The following is a 17,077-nucleotide window of genomic DNA, read 5'->3' as shown; positions in this document are numbered from 1 at the left end:
TGCCCACCCAAGGTTCAATTGTACAATTCCATCTTAGCTTTATTTTCTCATGCGATCAAGTGTTCTTGTTCTCGGTGAGTATCAGCTCTCGTATGACCTCCCGTTCATCACGGCTGACTTCAATTATACGTTCGTCCATGGGCTTTTTGCCCGCAGCGCGCTACCAATAGTCGCTGCTGCATCAAATCACTTGTTTATGTGTTATTGCACCTTAGAGAAGCTGCCAAGGAATTCGTTGCGGTAAATTGCATTAATCCTCTCCAGAACCTTCTGGGATTGATCGCTAAATTTCAATTCCGTAGCTTGACCCTTCAGCAAGAACATGCCGGTCTCGTTGCGGTGTTCTCCGAGAGCCCCCTCATACAAAAGGTTTGCGCCATGAGTAGGCGGAGAGTAGAACAGCTTCATGAGCCATTCAACTACCAGGGGAAGTCCGGAGTCTCTTCCTTTTCTCAGCGTATTATTGCCACCCGGGTCAACGCTGCGGATCTTGATGCCTTCCTTGGCAAGCTGCGGTGCGATAGCCCGAGTCCACAGCGAAAGCGCCAGCTTTGAAGTGGCATAAGGACCAAGCAGCTTGCGGAAGGTTTTGGGACGTTCCAGGATTTCGATATTAAATTCTTTTACAAAGTTTAGCGCTGAAGACGAGGTGTTGATCACCGTTTTTAAGCTGCCGTTTTTTAGGAGCTCCTTTAATTCCATGAGTATGATATACGGAGCGATCGTCAACAGCTCGTAATGCTTCTCGTGCCCTTGTTTCGAATAGCTTAGTTCAGAAAAGGAACCTCCGGCGTTGTTGAACAAAATATCGATCCGCTTCTCTTTGTCTTTGATCTCGTCCAAAGTCTTGCTCAAGCTGGCATAATCGGCAAGATCCGCTGTTTTATAAATGCGAAGCTTTCCGTTCATGACGGCTTTACGGATTTTCATATCGTCCGCCGGGAAGTCGGAACGGTTCAAAGCGATGACCTGCCAGTCCTCCGTCAGCAACTTCCGGGTTAACTCCAGCCCGATCCCGGCGTTTGCGCCCGTGATCAGAGCGATGTTTTCTCGTTGGTTCGTGTTCACTGTACGTCTCCTCCTAAAGTCGGGAAATGTTTCCCTGATAGCGCATATTCTATAACTTGGAGTTAGCACCAAGTCAAGACACGATAACAAGGGTTTATCCCAAGGCCGACAAATCGATCTCATTGGGCCGAAGAGGAGGCAAACCAAGTCATATCGAATTAAACTAGGTACTGCTCTTAGTTGGAGGAAATGCTCATTGGAGGTGAGGAAATGGACGTAGCAACCGAACTGGTCGACAGTATGCTGACGAAATTTAAATCCGAGAGGAAATGGACGCTTCAAGCGATTGCACAGCTGTCGGATGAAGATATAATTTGGTCTCCGAACGCCGACAGCAACAGTATCGCTAATTTAGTGGCTCACATCCGCGGCTGCGTGCACTCGCGAATCGAAACCATCTTTTATAACATTCCCGATACAAGAAACAGGGATGACGAGTTTGAGCGCGGGCTTGCGATGTCCGCAGAGGACGCCTTCAGCGTGACGAAGAAAGCATTTGATATCATCCTTGAATTTCTCGAACACCTCCGCGCAAAACCAGAACTGGTGATGTCTCAACCGTTTCTCAATCGTCCACCCCTTACCTATAGCCAGGTCAATAATGAGACAACGACTCTGAACCTCATGATAGCGATGATTAGAGAAATACATTATCACACGGGGCAAATCATCTATGCGGCAAAAATCAGAAAAGGGCAGCTTGAGTGGCAATACGACTAAAAAGAACGATTGTTGAAATTGTCGAATATTTCTGGCAAAATGCAATTAGATGTACAGTAGGCGTAACTGGCGAAACTTGGAGTACCACGGGGGAGCGCATACTTGATACGGCCGATCGCCTGGGCAGAGGTAGGGAGTAAATCTCCCTGCCTCTTTGTGTTTTTAACAAGAGGAAGGGATGATGGTCGTGAAAGGAAAACCGCTAATTTTGGATGGCAATGAGGTTGCCGCATCTATCAAGTCGCGCATGGCAAATCGATTAGAGCAGCTTAGCTTAAGGGGACGGTTCCTTGTCTGGCAACCATTCTGGTCGGCGACGATCCGGCTTCGGCTACCTACGTACGCATGAAAACGAATGCCTGCAAAAGATTGGGCATTCGATCGGTTCGTATCGATCTGCCCGGAGAGACGACGACAGAACAATTGATTGAAGCTATACAGCAGTTGAACGGGGATTCCGCGGTCCATGGAATTCTGCTGCAGCACCCTGTGCCGGAACAGATTGACGAGCGGGCTGCATTTGATGCGATTGCCATTGAAAAAGATGTAGACGGGGTAACAACCCAGGGATTCGCGCAAAACGCATTTGGCTTTGCCGCATTTCCTTCCTGTACTCCGGCAGCTATAATGGCCATTCTGGATCATTATCGTTTGCCGGTGTCCGGAAAGCATGCGGTGGTCATCGGAAGAAGTCCCATTCTGGGCAAGCCTGTATCCGCTATGCTGCTGAACGAGGACGCGACGGTGACCACGTGCCATTCAAAGACGGTTAATCTGAAGGAGTTTGTGAGATCGGCGGATATCGCTGTCGCTGCGGTCGGGAAGCCCAAGTTCGTTCCAGGGGACTGGATTAAGCCGGGGGCCGTTGTGTTGGATGCCGGATACAACCCGGGGAACATCGGAGATGTGGACTTTGAGGCATGCCTCCCTTATGTATCCGCGATTACTCCGGTTCCCGCTGGAGTAGGTCCGGTGACGATCGCCATGTTGTTGAAGCACACGGTTGATGCAGCTGTGAAAATTCAAGAATACTAATATTCGCGATTATAGGTGCGATCCGCCGCCTATGTCGACGCCTTGCGAACTTCGGATGATTTTATAAGATTTCGTGCATCGCTCGTATATGAACATCGTTACCCGCTTGATAATATGTAAACAGCATCAGATCTGCATGCACAATCAGGAGGGATAAAGATGTTCAAATGGAAGCGTTATCTGACCGTGCTGGCGGCGACCGTCATGATAGGAGCTTTGACGGCATGCGCCAGCGGGGAGAAAAATAGCGAATCCGAGCCCGGCTCGGCAGGCGGGGCGTCCGATCAATCGGTCAAGCTTAGAATTATGTGGTGGGGCGCGCAGGAGCGTCACGAGGCGACACTGGCTGCGCTGGACCTGTACACGCAACAAAACCCTCACGTTACGTTCGAGCCGGAATATTCCGGTATGGACGGTTACCTGGACAAATTGTCGACGCAGGCGGCGGCAGGCAATGCGCCGGACGTGATTCAGCTCGATCCGGGCTGGACGCCGGACTGGGCGGCCCGCGGACAGCTGGCGGTGCTGACGCCGGAAGTCGATTTGAGCCAGATCGATCCCAAGCTGCTGGCCGGGGGACAATCGGGCGGCGAGCAGTACGGCGTTCCGCTCGGCTCCGTCGCTTACGGCATGATCTACGACAAGGCGGCCATGGATAAGCTCGGCATCGACAATCCGCAGAACGGCTGGACATGGGACGATTTTTTCTCCCTGGCGAAGTCGTCCAAGGATAAGCTGCCGGAAGGACAATATTTCTCCAAGGATTATGCCGGCGATTATTTTGCTTATTCCGCATTCCAATACAGCAAAGGCAAAGGCGCGGTGACGACGGAGGAAGGCAAATTCAATATCGACGAAGCGGCGTTCCTGGAATGGACCAAAGCGTTCGAGGAGCTGCGGAACGAAGGGATCGTGCCCCCGGCCGACGTGAACACGTCCGACAAGGAATTCGATCCGCAAATGGATTTAATGGTCGCGGGCAAAGTATTGATGCGTCTTAGCTTCTCTAACAACTACGGCTCCTGGGACAGCTTGAAGCCCGGCGCATATGCGCTGGTGACGATGCCGCGTTCGGAAGAAGCGGGCGGCTGGCTGAAGCCTTCGATGTACCTGACGGTTTCCGCGAATTCCAAGAAAACCGAGGAAGCCAAGAAATTCATCAACTGGTTCGTCAACGATCCGGAAGCGGCCCAGCTGCTGAAAACCTCTCGCGGCTTGCCGGTCAACAAGACAAATGCCGACGCGCTGCAAGCGAGCATGAGCGAAGTCGACAAAGTCGGTCTGGAACTGCTCAGGGCGACCGAAGTGGACGGACAAACCTGGACGGCCGGAGCCGGCGGCTGGACCAACTATATCGACAAAGACTGGCCATATGTGCGCGATCAGCTCAGCTTCGGCAGAATAACGCCCGAGCAAGCTTATGAGGAATTAAAAACGGCGGCCAGGGAATACGAAAAATAAAGAATGGACGAATGCCCGGAACGATGTCTGTTCCGGGCATTCCATTGTCCTAAATAGAGATGGAGTGCGGGAGGCGTTTGGAGATGAATCGGCACAGTCAAAAACAACGAGGCGCCGGGTACGGAGCATGGCTCGAATATCGCGGGTTGAAGGGCGAAGCGGCACAAACAAAGTATTGCCGCGTCATTGCGCCGCAAGAGCGCGACATCGTGATGGAAACGGCCGTTGCGGAGCTGGCGCGGGGTCTTGGCCATTTGTTCGGACAAGGAGAGGCGGCAATCGTCGCGACGACCGGCTCGGCGGGGCTGTCGTCGTCCGTGGCGATCGGCCTGTGGGGAGACGGAACAATCGTCGACGAGCTGTTCCGGGGAACGGCTCTGCCCGAGCCGGGCGGCGAAGGCTACGCGATCAGAACGGATCGCGAGACGGGGGGCATCGCGATTGGCGCCGCTTCGCCGATCGGCGCGCTGTACGGCGTCTTTCATTTGCTCAGGCTGCTCGGTACGGGCCGACCGGTCGAAGCGCTGGAGCTTGTCGAACGTCCGGTCAATCCACTGCGCATGATCAATCAGTGGGACAATATGGACGGAAGCGTGGAGCGCGGCTACGCGGGAAGCTCTATCTTTTACGAAAACAATGCGTTCACTTCCGATACGGAGCGGCTGAGCGATTATGCGAGATTACTTGCGTCCTGCGGCATTAATGCGATATCCATCAATAACGTCAATGTGCATCGGCATGAGACGATGCTGATTACGCCGGCGCTTCTGCCGGAGGTGGCGAAGGTCGCGGCGCTGTTCCGCGCTTACGGGATTCGCCTGTTCTTGAGCGTCAACTACGCAAGCCCGCTGGAGATCGGCGGCCTCGTTACGGCGGACCCGCTGGACGAAGGCGTACGCGAGTGGTGGCGTTCTGCGGCAAACGGCATTTACGCGGCGATTCCCGACTTCGGCGGCTTTGTCGTGAAGGCCGATTCGGAGAGCAGGCCGGGGCCGTTCGACTACGGCCGCGACCATGCGGACGGCTCCAACATGCTTGCCGAAGCGCTTCGGCCGCACGGCGGCATCGTCATCTGGCGCTGCTTCGTCTACGACTGCAAGCAGGACTGGCGCGACCGCTCGACGGATCGGGCGCGTGCGGCTTACGATCACTTCAAGCCGCTGGACGGCCGATTTCTGGACAATGTCATTCTCCAGGTGAAGAACGGTCCGCTCGACTTCCAGGTGCGGGAGCCGGTCTCCCCGTTGCTTGGCGCGATGGAGCGAACGAATCAGATAATCGAATTCCAGATTGCGCAGGAGTATACCGGCCAACAGCGCCATCTCTGCTACCTCGTTCCGCAATGGAAGGAGACGCTCGATTACGACACGCATCTGAAGGGGGAAGGCTCCACAGTTAAGCGGATCGTGGACGGGTCCTTGCACGGCAGCCGATACAGCGGCATCGCGGCGGTGTCCAATATCGGCAGCGACGACAACTGGACGGGCCATCTGTTGGCACAAGCCAATCTGTACGGTTACGGGCGCCTTGTCTGGGACCCGGAGCTGTCGGCGGAGGAAATCGCGGAGGAATGGATTCGGCTGACATTCGGCGGCGACGAGCGGACAGCTGCCGTAATCGGGAAAATGCTGATGACTTCCTGGGAAATCTACGAATCGTATACCGCGCCGCTCGCCGTCGGTTTTATGGTTAATCCGGACCACCATTACGGGCCGAATGTCGACGGTTACGAATACTCCAAATGGGGAACGTATCATTTTGCGGATCGCCAAGGCATCGGAGTAGACAGGACGACGCATACGGGAACGGGCTATACGTCTCAGTACGCCGCGCCGAACCGGGAGCTGTACGAAGCGCTGGAGAGCTGTCCGGACGAGCTGCTGCTTTTCTTCCACCATGTCCCGTATACCCATGTTCTGCACAGCGGAAAATCGGTCATCCAGCATATTTACGATACCCGATTCGAAGGCGCGGCGCGGGCGGAAGAGCTGAAGAAGGCGTGGGACAGCCTGGCCGGCCGCATCGATGCGCGGCTGCACCGGCAAGCGGTAGAACGCCTCGCCGGGCAAGTCGAGTATGCCAAGGAATGGCGCGATGTGATCAATACGTACTTTTACCGCAAGAGCGGCATCGCGGACGAGCTCGGGCGCAAAATCTATTGAGGACATCCTCCATTGCTCGTTGTTTTTTCGTTATATTTTGAAAGAATTCGATTATCCCTCTCATTTAGTCGGCTGTTCCGCTTCATTATACTTAGGGATATACAACAGACGACTTGAGGTGACACCATGGATCGTACTGCAGCGGCAGCAGCTCCCGCAGTCAACAAAGTCAAGCGCTTGCGCGTCAAATCCGGCAGGTGGAACGCGCCGGTTGCCGGCTACTTATTCATATCGCCATGGCTGCTCGGGTTTTTGCTGCTTACGGCGTATCCGCTTCTCATTTCCTTGTATTATTCCTTTACGAACTATACGTTAATGCAGCCGATGGAATGGGTAGGGACGGCCAATTACGAGCAGATTTTCTCATCCGACGCGAAGTTCGTCCAATCCGTGAAGGTGACGTTCTATTATGTGCTCGCTTCCGTGCCGCTCAAGCTTGCGGCCGCGCTTGCGGTGGCGATTATGCTGAACAAGGCGATTCGCGGCATGACGTTCTACCGCACGGCGATTTATTTCCCTTCGCTCATTGGCGGCAGCATCGCCGTATCGCTGCTGTGGCGCAACATTTTCGGCATCGACGGCGTGTTCAACCAGATTATCGGCTTTTTCGGTTTCGAGGGCAAAGGCTGGATTACGAGTCCCGATACGGCGATGAGCACGCTCATTCTGCTGACGGTATGGCAGTTCGGCTCCTCGATGGTTATTTTTCTGGCGGGCCTGAAGCAAATCCCGGGCGATCTGTATGAAGCGTCGTCCGTGGACGGGGCCAATAAGCTTGTGCAGTTTTTCAAAATAACGCTGCCGATGCTTTCGCCGATTTTGTACTTCAACCTGGTCATGGGCGTCATTAACGCTTTCCAGATGTTTACGTCCGCGTTCGTCATTACGAACGGAGGACCGATGAACTCTACGCTGGTCTACGCCTTGTACTTGTACGAACGGGCGTTCAGCCGCTATCAGCTTGGCTATTCCTCGGCGCTGGCCTGGATTATGCTGGTCATGATCGTCGTCGCGACCGTCATTATTGCCGGGACATCGAAATATTGGGTCTTCTATGAGACGGAGTCGGGCAGGGGGAAAGGAAAATGAGAATAAGCAAACCGTGGAGGCCTGTTTCCAGACACCTTGTCCTGATTGTTTTCAGCTTGATTATGGTTTATCCCGTCCTGTGGTGGATCGGGGCTTCGCTTAAGAAGACGAGCGAGCTCAGCTCTCCGAACATCTTTCCTTCCGTGCCGGAATGGAGCAATTTCGTGAAGGGCTGGCATTCCGTGCCGGGCTACTCCTTTACCCATTTCTATCTGAATACGTTTCTGCTGGAGGCGGCGCTGCTCGTGACGACGCTTGTCTCCTGCACGCTTGTCGCCTTCGGCTTCGCCAGGCTGAGCTTCCCGCTCAAAAACTTCTGGTTCGCGCTGCTGATGCTGACTCTGATGATGCCGGGGCAGGTGCTGATCATTCCGCAGTACACCTTGTTTCACGAGCTTGGCTGGGTGAACACCTACCTGCCGTTTATCGTGCCGCATTTGCTGGCCAGCGGCGCCGGCGGAACGTTTTTTGTCTTCCTGCTGATCCAGTTCGTACGGGGGATTCCGAAGGAGCTCGACGAGTCGGCCAAGATCGACGGCTGCTCCTGGTTCGGAATCTACTGGCGGATCGTCATGCCCTTGACGAAGCCGGCGATCGTAACGGTCCTGATTTTCTGCTTCCTGTGGAACTGGGACGATTTTCTCGGGCATCTGCTGTACCTTAACTCGGTCGACAAATATACGGTAGGCCTTGCGCTGCGAATGATCAACGACTCCCAGTCCGCCCAGCAATGGGGTCAGCTGCTTGCCATGTCGCTGGTCTCGATCCTGCCGGCCACGATCGTGTTTATGTTCCTTCAGAAGTATTTTGTCGAGGGGATTGCGACGACGGGTATTAAAGGATAAGATTGACCCCAGTATAAAAGGAATAAAGAGAGAATAACGGTAGAGAGCGAACGGGTTTTCGCGGCTTTACCGTTTCTTTCGGCTTATCCGGATAAGGGATGTGCGGCAGGATGACGAATCCGTTCAAAAAATACCGGGTCGACCGGCTGTTCTTTTTCAGCTTTGCCGTTCTCTTGGTCGTCGTGGTCGCGTTTATCGCCTGGAAAAGCTACGACATTTCGTCCAAAGCGCTGGTTCAGACGACCTCGCATTACCAGCAGCAGCTTCTGGACGAATTGAACAGCGAAATTACGACCCGCCTTGTCATGATCGAGCAAATCTCGCTGTCCACTTCCCGAGACAATGACTTGATTACTTTCCTGAAGGACAGACAGGATGAATTCGACCGCTACCGGGCGTATATCAGCATTGAGCGCGCGCTGGCGAACCTGACGTATTCGATTCCGCTGATCCAGGGCATCGATCTGTACATGGACCGACCGTTCCAGGGCGACGCCAAAAGCTACATCCAGTTTCGGGACATCGCCGCGCTGAGCCAGCAGTCATGGTCGCGCGGCCTCGACAGGAGCGACTTCGCCTGGTCGACCGAGCACCGGATTCCGAGCTTCCAGGGCGATATTCCGGTGCTTAGCTTTGCCCGAAAAATCATGAGCGAAAGCGATTATCTCGGCGTTCTGGTCATTCATGTGAAGGCGGACGTCATTCGCGGGCTGCTCGACGGCGCTTCGACCGGCTCGAACCGGCTGATGACGAACAGCGAAGGACAGCAGGTATTGAAAACCGGCCAAACGCTGGACAAGGAAGAGCTGTCGCAATGGATCGTGACGAAAGGCCGTCAATCGGGTTATCTCCACATCCGGGACCACCCCGAGCTCGGCAATTCGCTGCTCGTATACTCGAAGCTGGACGAGTCCAATTGGACACTGGTAGAGATTACGTCGTGGAACCAGATTATTGCGAGCAGCCTGCAGCTTGCCGAAGTGATCGTCGTGATCGGCATTGCGGCCGTGCTGTTGGTGCTGCTGCTGACCCACTTTCTGAGCAAGCAGTTCGCTAAGCCGCTTCGCAAGCTGATCTCGGCCATGGGCGCTTATTCGGTCGGGGGAGGCCAGGCAACGCTGCCGTCCGACTACACGAATGAATTCGGCTCGATGTTCGCCGGCTATCGCAAGCAGAACGAACGCATCGAACAGCTGTACCTGTCGCTGGAGCATCGCTACGAGCAGCAGCGCAAAGCCGAGATCGAAGCGCTGCAGGCGAATATTAATCCGCATTTCCTGTACAACATGCTGGATCAGCTCAACTGGATGGCGATCGAAGCGGGGCAGGACGAGCTCAGCCGCATCCTGGAGCTGATGGGAAAGATGTTCCGCATCGGTCTGTCGAACGGCGCCAGCTTCATTGGCGTAGAGGAAGAGCTGGAGCATATCGAATGTTATCTGGAAATTCAGCAGCTGCGCTGGGGAAGAGGGCTGGACTGCACGATTGAGGCGGAGGAGAGCATTCGCGACTGTCTGCTGCCGAAGCTGACGCTGCAGCCCTTCGTGGAGAACGCGATCGTGCACGGCTTTAACGCGCGCGACGAGGGCCATATCCATATTCGGCTGACGGGACGGGAAGGCCGATTGCAGATCGTCATCGACGATAACGGCAACGGGCTGAGCAAGGCGGCGGAGCGCCGTCATCATCTGCGGACGGGCGGCTACGGCATACGGAATGTCAGGGAACGGCTGACCGCCTATTTCGGCGAAAATCAAAGCATAATGCTTGACGAGCGGGAGGAAGGCGGCACAAGAGTCTGTATCGCCATGCCGCTGCTGACGGAGGCTCCCAATCGGGAGCATGCGGAGGGAGGGTGAACGCCATGTGGAAAATCGTCATTATCGATGACGAACGGCAAGTGCTGCAGGGGATGAAACGCGTCATTCCATGGGAGGATCTGAACGCGGAGTGGGCAGGCGAGGCGATGAACGGCGAGGATGGGCTGGCGCTCATCCGCGAGGTGCGGCCCGATATCGTCATCACCGATATTTACATGCCGATCATGAACGGGATGGACATGCTGGAGCAGCTGAGAAAGGCGGGTTTTGCCGGCAAGGTCATTATCCTGAGCGGCTACTCGGACTTCGAGCATGCGAGACAGGCGCTGCGGCTGTCCGTGAGCGATTACGTGTCGAAGCCGATCAGCGTGCCGACCCTGGAGACGATTCTGTATAAAGTGATTCAAGAGCTGATGGAAGAGGAGGAGAAGCGGACCAAGCAGGGGGAGCTGGAGCAAAAGCTGATGCTGTACGAGCCGTTTATCGAGAAAGAATGGGTGCGCGCCGCCGTTGTCGGCACTCTCGACCATTCTTATCCGAACGGTGTCCACATGCCGGAGCCTTACCGATATTGGACCGAGAAGCGCCATGCGGCAATCGGCATCGATCTTGTCCGCGACATTCGGGTGAACGAGCTGTCGCTGTCGGACCTTAACCTGTTCCGCTTTGCGATGAGCAACATCGCCTGCGAAATTGCCGGCGAGCTGTTTCCGGCGTTCGAATATGCCGAGCTGCACAGCACAAGATCGGTCCTGATCGTACACCCGGAGCCGGCCGCGATGCCGCAGGACAAGACGCAGCAGAAGCTGGAGGAGCTTGCCGTTCGGCTGATCGAGAGCTTGAAGGGTTATCTGAAAATGACGATTCGCGTCGGCATCGGCTCGGTGAAGGAGCGCTGGACGGATATTCCCGATTCGACGGAGGAAGCGTTCCGCGCGAGCGACAGGAGAGAGTATCGCGCCGTTCCCGATTACGAAGTTTACAGCGGCGGCGGGAAGGAGGACGGGACGAGGCGGACAGGCGCAGCGGTGCAGTTCCCGGTCAAGTTCTCCTACCGGCTGGCCGGCGCGATCAAGGCCGCGCAGGAGGAAGAGGCGCAGCGCCTCGTCGCGGACTACATCGCCGAGCTGAAGACGCAGAAGGGCGTGACGGCCGAATACTTGCAGACGCTCGGCAGCGAGCTGTGGGGCATTATCGCCTATTGCCTGTACGAGGCCGGGTTTGCGCAGGGCGATCTGGTCGCCAACGACCAGGTTGCGAAGGAGCTTGTCGGGCTGACCGATGCGGAGCAGCTGCGGCAGTGGCTGTCGAACAAAATCTCGCTTGTCTGCGACAGCAGGCAGTACAAGGGCAACAGCAAGCACCGGCAGCTGGTCGATTACATGACCGACTATATTCACGAGCATTACGCGGAAGAGCTGACGTTGGCCGAGCTGGCGGACAAGGTGTACGTTTCTCGCAACCATCTGTCGATTATTTTCAAGAACATAACGGGCGAGACCTTCAATAACTATTTGATACGGGTCCGTATCGAGAAAGCGCGCGAGCTGCTGCTCGAACGCAGGATGCTCGTATACGAAGTGGCGGAGCATGTCGGCTACAAGAACGTTCCCTATTTCAGCACCCTGTTCAAGAAGGTGACGGGCATGAATCCGACAGAGCTGATCAAATAAACCGAAGCGGGGGGAATGGAAAATGATACGCGTAGCTATCGTGGGAACGGGCTCGATCTCGACCGCGCATCTGGACGCCTATACGAGGTTTGCCGATCGGTGCCGGGTGGTCGCGCTAGTCAACAATCAGACGGAGACGGCGGAGAGGCTGAAGGAGAAATATCGGCTCGATTGCCGGATCTATCAGGATTACAAGGATTTGCTGGAAGGCGATCAGGTCGATCTCGTGTCGATCTGCACCCCTCCTTTTTTGCATGCGTCCATGTCGGTCGACTTGCTGCGTGCGGGTATCGACGTGCTGGTCGAGAAGCCGATGGCGCTATCCCTGGAGGAATGCGACCGGATGCTGGCGGCGGCGTCCGAATCCGGCAGTCTGCTGTCCGTGGTGGGCCAGAACCGGTTTCTCGACGCAAGCGTGAAGCTGAAGCGAACGATAGAATCCGGTCTGCTCGGCAAAGTGGTTCACGCGCAGGTCGATTCCTTCTGGTGGAGAGGGAGCAATTACTACGACGTATGGTGGCGAGGCACATGGGAAACGGAAGGAGGCGGCTGTACGCTTAACCACGGCGTTCATCATGCCGACATGCTGCAGTGGATGATCGGCATGCCGCAATCGGTCGTGGCCGTCATCGGCAACGCCGCGCATCCGAATTCGGAGGTGGAGGATATTTCGATGGCCATCCTGTCGTACGCGGACGGCAGCCTGGCTCAATTGACCAGCTCCGTCGTTCATCACGGCGAGGAACGGCAGATCGTCATCCAAGGCCTGGATGCGAGGGCTTCTCTGCCTTGGAAGGTGCATGCGTCCAGGCAGTCGGAGCAGGGATTCCCGCTGCCGGAGGGCAACCCGGAGCTGAAACGGGAGATCGAGCAGTTTGCAGCCGGCTTGGCGCCGCTGGCGTATACCGGGCACGAGGGCCAAATCGACGATGTGCTGAGCGCGATCGAGACGGGCTCGCGGAAGGTCGGCGTGGACGGGTATGAGGGTCGCAAGGTGATCGAGCTCGTCACGGCCATCTACGAAGCGTCCTTTACCCGGCGGCAAGTGGAGCTGCCTCTGACGAAGGACAGCTTGTTCTATTCGCGGGAGCAAATTATGAGCCATTCGCCGCGGTTTCACCACAAATCCGACAAATCGGCTACAATAGATTATAAATGAAGGAACGCTATCACCATCCAGGAGGGGGAGAGACTGGACATGCCGATCAAATTCAGCCTAATTGGCGGGGCGGGCTTTCGTGCCCAATATTTTCTTAGAATCGCGGAGGCGCTGCCGGATCGTTTCGAGGTCAGCGGAATGGTCGTGCGCAACGCAAGCAAAGCCGAGGAGATGGAGCGAAGGTGGGGCGCTGCCGTCTACCCGGGGCTGGAAGAGCTGTTGGCGAAGGAGAAGCCGGACTTCGTCGTCGTGTCCGTCAATGGAGCGGCAGGGGCGGAGTATATGCTCAAGCTGGCGCGGGAAGGCATACCGGTGCTAATGGAGACGCCGCCCGCCGCGGACTTGGCCGGACTGCTGGAGCTGAACGAGCAAATCGGCCGTATTGAGGGCGCCAAGGTGCAGGTGGCGGAGCAGTACCAGTACCATCCGATGCAGGAGGCGCGGCTGCGGTTGATTCGTTCGGGCCGCTTGGGCAGGATCACCGAAGCGACGGTCTCGATTTCTCATCTCTACCATGGAGCGAGCCTCATCCGCAAAATGCTCGGCGTCGGCTTCGAGGAGGCGCGGATTCGGGCCATGCGCTTCGAGACCGAATGGGTTAACGGGCCGACGAGAGGCGGTCCGCCCGCCGACGATAAGCTGATCCCGACCGAGCGGGAGCTGGCCTGGATCGATTTTGGCGATCGCCTGGGCATCTACGATTTTACGTCCAACCAGCATCGGTCCTGGATACGCTCGAATCATATCAGCGTTCGCGGACAGCGGGGCGAAATCTTCGACAATCGCGTGCTGATTCAGCAGGACGCCGTCCAGATGCAGCTCGAGCTCAAGCGAGTGAACCGGGGCGAGCTGGAAAACGCGGAAGGCTACTTCCTGCAAGGCATTATCGGCGGCGAGCAGTGGCTGTACACGAATCCATTCGTGCCGGCCAGGCTGTACGACGACGAAATCGCCATTGCGTCCTGCCTGCAGCAGATGAGCGACTATATCAATGGGGGCCCGGAGCTGTACAACCTTGCCGAGGCCTCGCAGGACCAATATCTCGGCTTGCTGATTCAACGGGCGATTCTGACGGGAGAAACCGTTATCGCTTCCCGGCAGGGCTGGGCGATGACGGAAGGTTGAGTTCGAAGCGCAATTGACTTGTTTATACGATATGGCATATGTTAAAATCGCAATAGAAAGACCGAGTGCTGCGAACACTCGGCCTATACAATCGGCTTGGATGGGGTGTCCCTTCAAAGCTCTAGGAACGTGTAAAACCCACCTTCGGCGACAACCTTGGGGTGGGTTTTTACTTTCTCTTGTAGTTATTCGCGATGTAAGTTAAAAGAGCAATGACAAAGGTTGAAAAAGCGATCATGATGAGAATTGCATCTTTTATTTCCATGGTTTCACCTCCTTTCGAAGGGAAACCACGACCCACCCAAGATTCAATTGTACAACTCTATCTTATCGTTTGTTTGGTATACGATCAAGTGTTCTTGTCGCGAAGGTGCAACAGGCTGCGCATACCGATGCGGCAGCCTGTTGTTGTTTTCTCCGGGGGATGGGTCAAGGCAGGCTGGCTTTTAATGAATATAACGTTATAATGTTTAAAAGGGATACATCATTCAACACGTTCAAAGCACGAATTCCGGGAGGTTGCCGTGAGAGCACTCGTTAAGCCAAGCGTCTGGAAATGGGACATCGGTCTGAGCTGGAACCGATTCAAGTCCAAGCTGCTTCTGACTTATACGTTGTCTTATATTCTTATTTTTTTGGTTCCGCTTTCAGGGGTCACTCTGGTTATTTATCATAACGCGACGGCCAATTTGCGCGCCGAGATCGAGCAGTCCAGCGTGAATCAGCTGAATCAGGTCAAGCTCTCCATCGACAATCACATGACCAATCTGCTGGAGACCGCGAGCAAAATCTCTTTCGACGAGCATCTGACCAGATTCATGATCTCCGATCCGTACAACAGCCGGGAAGGCATTGCTTCGCTGGCGCGCTACAAGGCCAACAATACGATGCTGGAGGAGCTGTTTCTGTACTATCACGGCGACGAAGCGATTTACACCAATCTGGGGCGCACCAATCTCGACGTCGTCTTCGGCGACAGATTTCGCTTCGAACGCTGGAAGCCCGAGGAGATCAAGCTCGCGCTGAATGAAGCCCCGTTCGCGACCGTTCGTCCGTCCGAGAAGGTTACCGTGCATTCGCGGCAAGAGCCGATGCTGGCCATGCTCGTCCCGATCAAGACCAACGATCCTTATCCGTACGGAGCCGTGCTCTATCTCATGAAAGAGGAGAAATTGACGGGCGTAATGGACTCCATTCTGAACGATTTCTCGGGGAGCAGCTATATTTTCTCGGGTACGGGAGAGGTGTTAACGGCCAATTACAGAGGCGACGCTCTGCGAGGCCATGATTTAATGGCGTTGTCCGAGCTCGAGTCCGGAATTCATGAAATGAAGCTCGGAGGAGAGAATTACTCGGTCGTGACGGTCAAGTCCAACGTTAACGGCTGGACGTACGCTTCGGCCATTCCTAGCTACCAGTTTTTCGAGCAAATCGGCCAGATCCGCACGATCATTCTGCTTGTCTTTGCCTTCACGGCGCTGACCGGCGTCATAGCGGCGATGCTGCTCGCCAGACGTCAGTACCACCCGATTCGCGATCTGCTGGAATTCGCTTCGCTGCAGGGCGGTGCGCAAGAAACGACGAAAAACCGCAACGAATGGGACTGGATCAAGCAGACCATCCGCGAATACCATGCCCGCATCGACATGCAGGAGCCGTTCGTGCGCAACCAATGCTTGATGCTGCTGTTTAAGCATGGCAAATCGGACGATCCCGAAATCGAGCGCATGATCGTGGAGTCCGGATTGGAGCTTCCGGAGGGAGCGTCCTGCTTCGCCCTTGTTCTAAGTTGGGACAAGCCCGACCGCGAGGCTCAGGTCTCGGAGGAAATGCAGGCGCTGCGCGCCCGGCTCAGCCAGCTGGAGATTCCCGAGCTGCATGCCAGAATCTACGGGGTGGAATTTTCCGTGTCCAATCAATTGGCGCTTATGGTGACCCTGCTGCCGTCGTCTTCGGAGGAGGAGGAAGGGGAGGAAACGAGCCGCGCGGTCCGCGTCGTCGAGGCGCTCAACGAGCGGCTGGAAGATTGGATGCCCAAGAGGCCCAATCTGGGCGTCGGCACCTTATACGGCGATTTGTCCGGACTGAATCAGTCCTTCCTCGAGGCGGCGTCGGCGCTTGAACAGCGAATGCTGACTTCCGGAAGCCGGATCGTTTATTTCGAGGAATTGATCGAGCAATCGGCGTCGACCGCCTCTGGCGAGAGCTACTGGATTCCCAAGAGGTCGCTGCTGAAGCTGGAGCAGAGCTTGAAACAAGGCAACGAAGCCACCGCGCTCCGGCTGATTGGCGGCATCATGGCGAAAATCAAACAGGAGACGCTGTCGGTCGGCCTGCTTCGATGCCTCTGTTTCGACGTGCTGAACTCTTTGCTGCGGACGGCCGCCGAGCTCGGCATAGACGAGATGCGCGGCGAGATTTCGTCGCTGCACGCTTTCGAGACGCTGGAAGGGCTGGAAAGCAGGCTCAGCTCGCTCGCGGTCCGCATCTGCGGCGAAGCGACCCGCCAGACCGAAACGGAGCAGCCCGCGCTCATGGACGAGGTTGTCGGCTACGTCGCGCAAAATTACGCGGACTATACGCTGAGTCTCGAGCATGTCGCGCTCAAGTACGACACGTCGACCTCATATTTGAGCCGGAGCTTTAAAGAGAAGACCGGCTACAATTTTACGCAGTACATCTGGCAGTGCAGGCTGAAGGAGGTCATCCGTCAATTGACCCATACCAACGCGCCGCTTAAGGAAATCGTCGAACGTGTCGGTTATTTGGATGCGCCGAACTTCATCCGCAAATTCAAGAAGGAAACCGGGCACACTCCGGGCCAATACCGCAAGCTGTACAGCGACATGAACGTCGGAGACTAGTTATTCCACACATGCTCCGCCAGCTCGTCCAGGGGAACCGCAGCCAGCCGCGATTG

At 55.8% G+C, this 17,077-nt stretch carries 12 protein-coding genes, 1 pseudogene and 1 riboswitch; of the genes and pseudogenes, 11 read left to right on the top strand and 2 right to left on the bottom strand.

The features are described from left to right. Positions 1-201 precede the first annotated feature (201 nt). The gene (locus tag ACFFT4_RS18475; protein ID WP_378050135.1) at positions 202-1,068 is read right to left on the bottom strand and encodes an SDR family NAD(P)-dependent oxidoreductase; all 867 of its coding nucleotides are present in this window, start codon (positions 1,066-1,068) and stop codon (positions 202-204) included. Between the two features lie 210 nt (positions 1,069-1,278). Here ACFFT4_RS18475 and ACFFT4_RS18470 point away from each other — a divergent pair, with 210 nt between their 5' ends. The 10 genes and pseudogenes from ACFFT4_RS18470 (at position 1,279) to ACFFT4_RS18425 (ending at position 14,157) form a co-directional block, all read left to right on the top strand. Beyond that, on the top strand, positions 1,279-1,788 hold the full coding sequence (locus ACFFT4_RS18470) for a DinB family protein (RefSeq protein ID WP_378050133.1): 510 nt from the start codon (positions 1,279-1,281) through the stop codon (positions 1,786-1,788). 52 nt (positions 1,789-1,840) lie between these two features. Continuing rightward, positions 1,841-1,920: riboswitch (ZMP/ZTP riboswitch) on the top strand. Between the two features lie 49 nt (positions 1,921-1,969). Next, a pseudogene (locus ACFFT4_RS18465) lies at positions 1,970-2,823 on the top strand (bifunctional 5,10-methylenetetrahydrofolate dehydrogenase/5,10-methenyltetrahydrofolate cyclohydrolase). Between the two features lie 159 nt (positions 2,824-2,982). Next, positions 2,983-4,284, top strand: coding sequence for an ABC transporter substrate-binding protein (locus tag ACFFT4_RS18460; protein ID WP_378050131.1), 1,302 nt, complete (start codon positions 2,983-2,985; stop codon positions 4,282-4,284). An 83-nt stretch (positions 4,285-4,367) separates the two neighbouring features. Then, positions 4,368-6,446, top strand: a complete 2,079-nt coding sequence (locus tag ACFFT4_RS18455) for an alpha-glucuronidase family glycosyl hydrolase (RefSeq protein ID WP_378050129.1) — start codon at positions 4,368-4,370, stop codon at positions 6,444-6,446. Positions 6,447-6,572: 126 nt separating this feature from the next. Further along, on the top strand, positions 6,573-7,535 hold the full coding sequence (locus ACFFT4_RS18450; protein WP_378050127.1) for a carbohydrate ABC transporter permease: 963 nt from the start codon (positions 6,573-6,575) through the stop codon (positions 7,533-7,535). Then, entirely contained in the window at positions 7,532-8,380 is an 849-nt protein-coding gene (locus ACFFT4_RS18445) for a carbohydrate ABC transporter permease (RefSeq protein ID WP_378050125.1), read from the top strand. Before ACFFT4_RS18450 ends, ACFFT4_RS18445 begins: the two co-directional genes overlap by 4 nt. Before the next feature lie 110 nt (positions 8,381-8,490). After that, on the top strand, positions 8,491-10,239 hold the full coding sequence (locus ACFFT4_RS18440) for a cache domain-containing sensor histidine kinase (protein ID WP_378050123.1): 1,749 nt from the start codon (positions 8,491-8,493) through the stop codon (positions 10,237-10,239). 5 nt (positions 10,240-10,244) lie between these two features. Beyond that, the gene (locus tag ACFFT4_RS18435) at positions 10,245-11,873 is read left to right on the top strand and encodes a response regulator transcription factor (protein ID WP_378050121.1); all 1,629 of its coding nucleotides are present in this window, start codon (positions 10,245-10,247) and stop codon (positions 11,871-11,873) included. 22 nt (positions 11,874-11,895) lie between these two features. Next, a complete protein-coding gene (locus ACFFT4_RS18430; RefSeq protein WP_378050118.1) occupies positions 11,896-13,032 on the top strand; it encodes a Gfo/Idh/MocA family protein in 1,137 nt (378 codons plus the stop codon). Positions 13,033-13,071: 39 nt separating this feature from the next. Continuing rightward, positions 13,072-14,157 carry a Gfo/Idh/MocA family protein gene (locus tag ACFFT4_RS18425; protein ID WP_378050116.1) on the top strand — a complete coding sequence of 362 codons (1,086 nt, stop codon included), beginning with the start codon at positions 13,072-13,074 and terminating at the stop codon, positions 14,155-14,157. A 169-nt stretch (positions 14,158-14,326) separates the two neighbouring features. On the opposite strand, the gene ACFFT4_RS18420 is transcribed toward ACFFT4_RS18425, so the two are convergent. Continuing rightward, positions 14,327-14,422 carry a putative holin-like toxin gene (locus ACFFT4_RS18420; RefSeq protein ID WP_311284003.1) on the bottom strand — a complete coding sequence of 32 codons (96 nt, stop codon included), beginning with the start codon at positions 14,420-14,422 and terminating at the stop codon, positions 14,327-14,329. 259 nt (positions 14,423-14,681) lie between these two features. On the opposite strand from ACFFT4_RS18420, the gene ACFFT4_RS18415 reads away from it, so the two are divergent. Continuing rightward, a complete protein-coding gene (locus ACFFT4_RS18415) occupies positions 14,682-17,021 on the top strand; it encodes a helix-turn-helix domain-containing protein (protein WP_378050114.1) in 2,340 nt (779 codons plus the stop codon). Positions 17,022-17,077 lie beyond the last annotated feature (56 nt).

Source organism: Cohnella cellulosilytica, from assembly GCF_042431195.1.
Taxonomy (GTDB): Bacteria; Bacillota; Bacilli; order Paenibacillales; family Paenibacillaceae; genus Cohnella; species Cohnella cellulosilytica.
This window is presented reverse-complemented; position numbering and strand designations above follow the sequence as displayed.

Bases quoted from the DNA above. Each gene is read 5' to 3' on its own strand.
- ACFFT4_RS18455 (WP_378050129.1), top strand. From the start codon at position 4,368: ATGAATCGGCACAGTCAAAAACAACGAGGCGCCGGGTACGGAGCATGG.
- ACFFT4_RS18450 (WP_378050127.1), top strand. From the start codon at position 6,573: ATGGATCGTACTGCAGCGGCAGCAGCTCCCGCAGTCAACAAAGTCAAG.
- ACFFT4_RS18460 (WP_378050131.1), top strand. From the start codon at position 2,983: ATGTTCAAATGGAAGCGTTATCTGACCGTGCTGGCGGCGACCGTCATG.
- ACFFT4_RS18425 (WP_378050116.1), top strand. From the start codon at position 13,072: ATGCCGATCAAATTCAGCCTAATTGGCGGGGCGGGCTTTCGTGCCCAA.
- ACFFT4_RS18440 (WP_378050123.1), top strand. From the start codon at position 8,491: ATGACGAATCCGTTCAAAAAATACCGGGTCGACCGGCTGTTCTTTTTC.
- ACFFT4_RS18435 (WP_378050121.1), top strand. From the start codon at position 10,245: ATGTGGAAAATCGTCATTATCGATGACGAACGGCAAGTGCTGCAGGGG.
- ACFFT4_RS18445 (WP_378050125.1), top strand. From the start codon at position 7,532: ATGAGAATAAGCAAACCGTGGAGGCCTGTTTCCAGACACCTTGTCCTG.
- ACFFT4_RS18430 (WP_378050118.1), top strand. From the start codon at position 11,896: ATGATACGCGTAGCTATCGTGGGAACGGGCTCGATCTCGACCGCGCAT.
- ACFFT4_RS18470 (WP_378050133.1), top strand. From the start codon at position 1,279: ATGGACGTAGCAACCGAACTGGTCGACAGTATGCTGACGAAATTTAAA.
- ACFFT4_RS18420 (WP_311284003.1), bottom strand. From the start codon at position 14,422: ATGGAAATAAAAGATGCAATTCTCATCATGATCGCTTTTTCAACCTTT.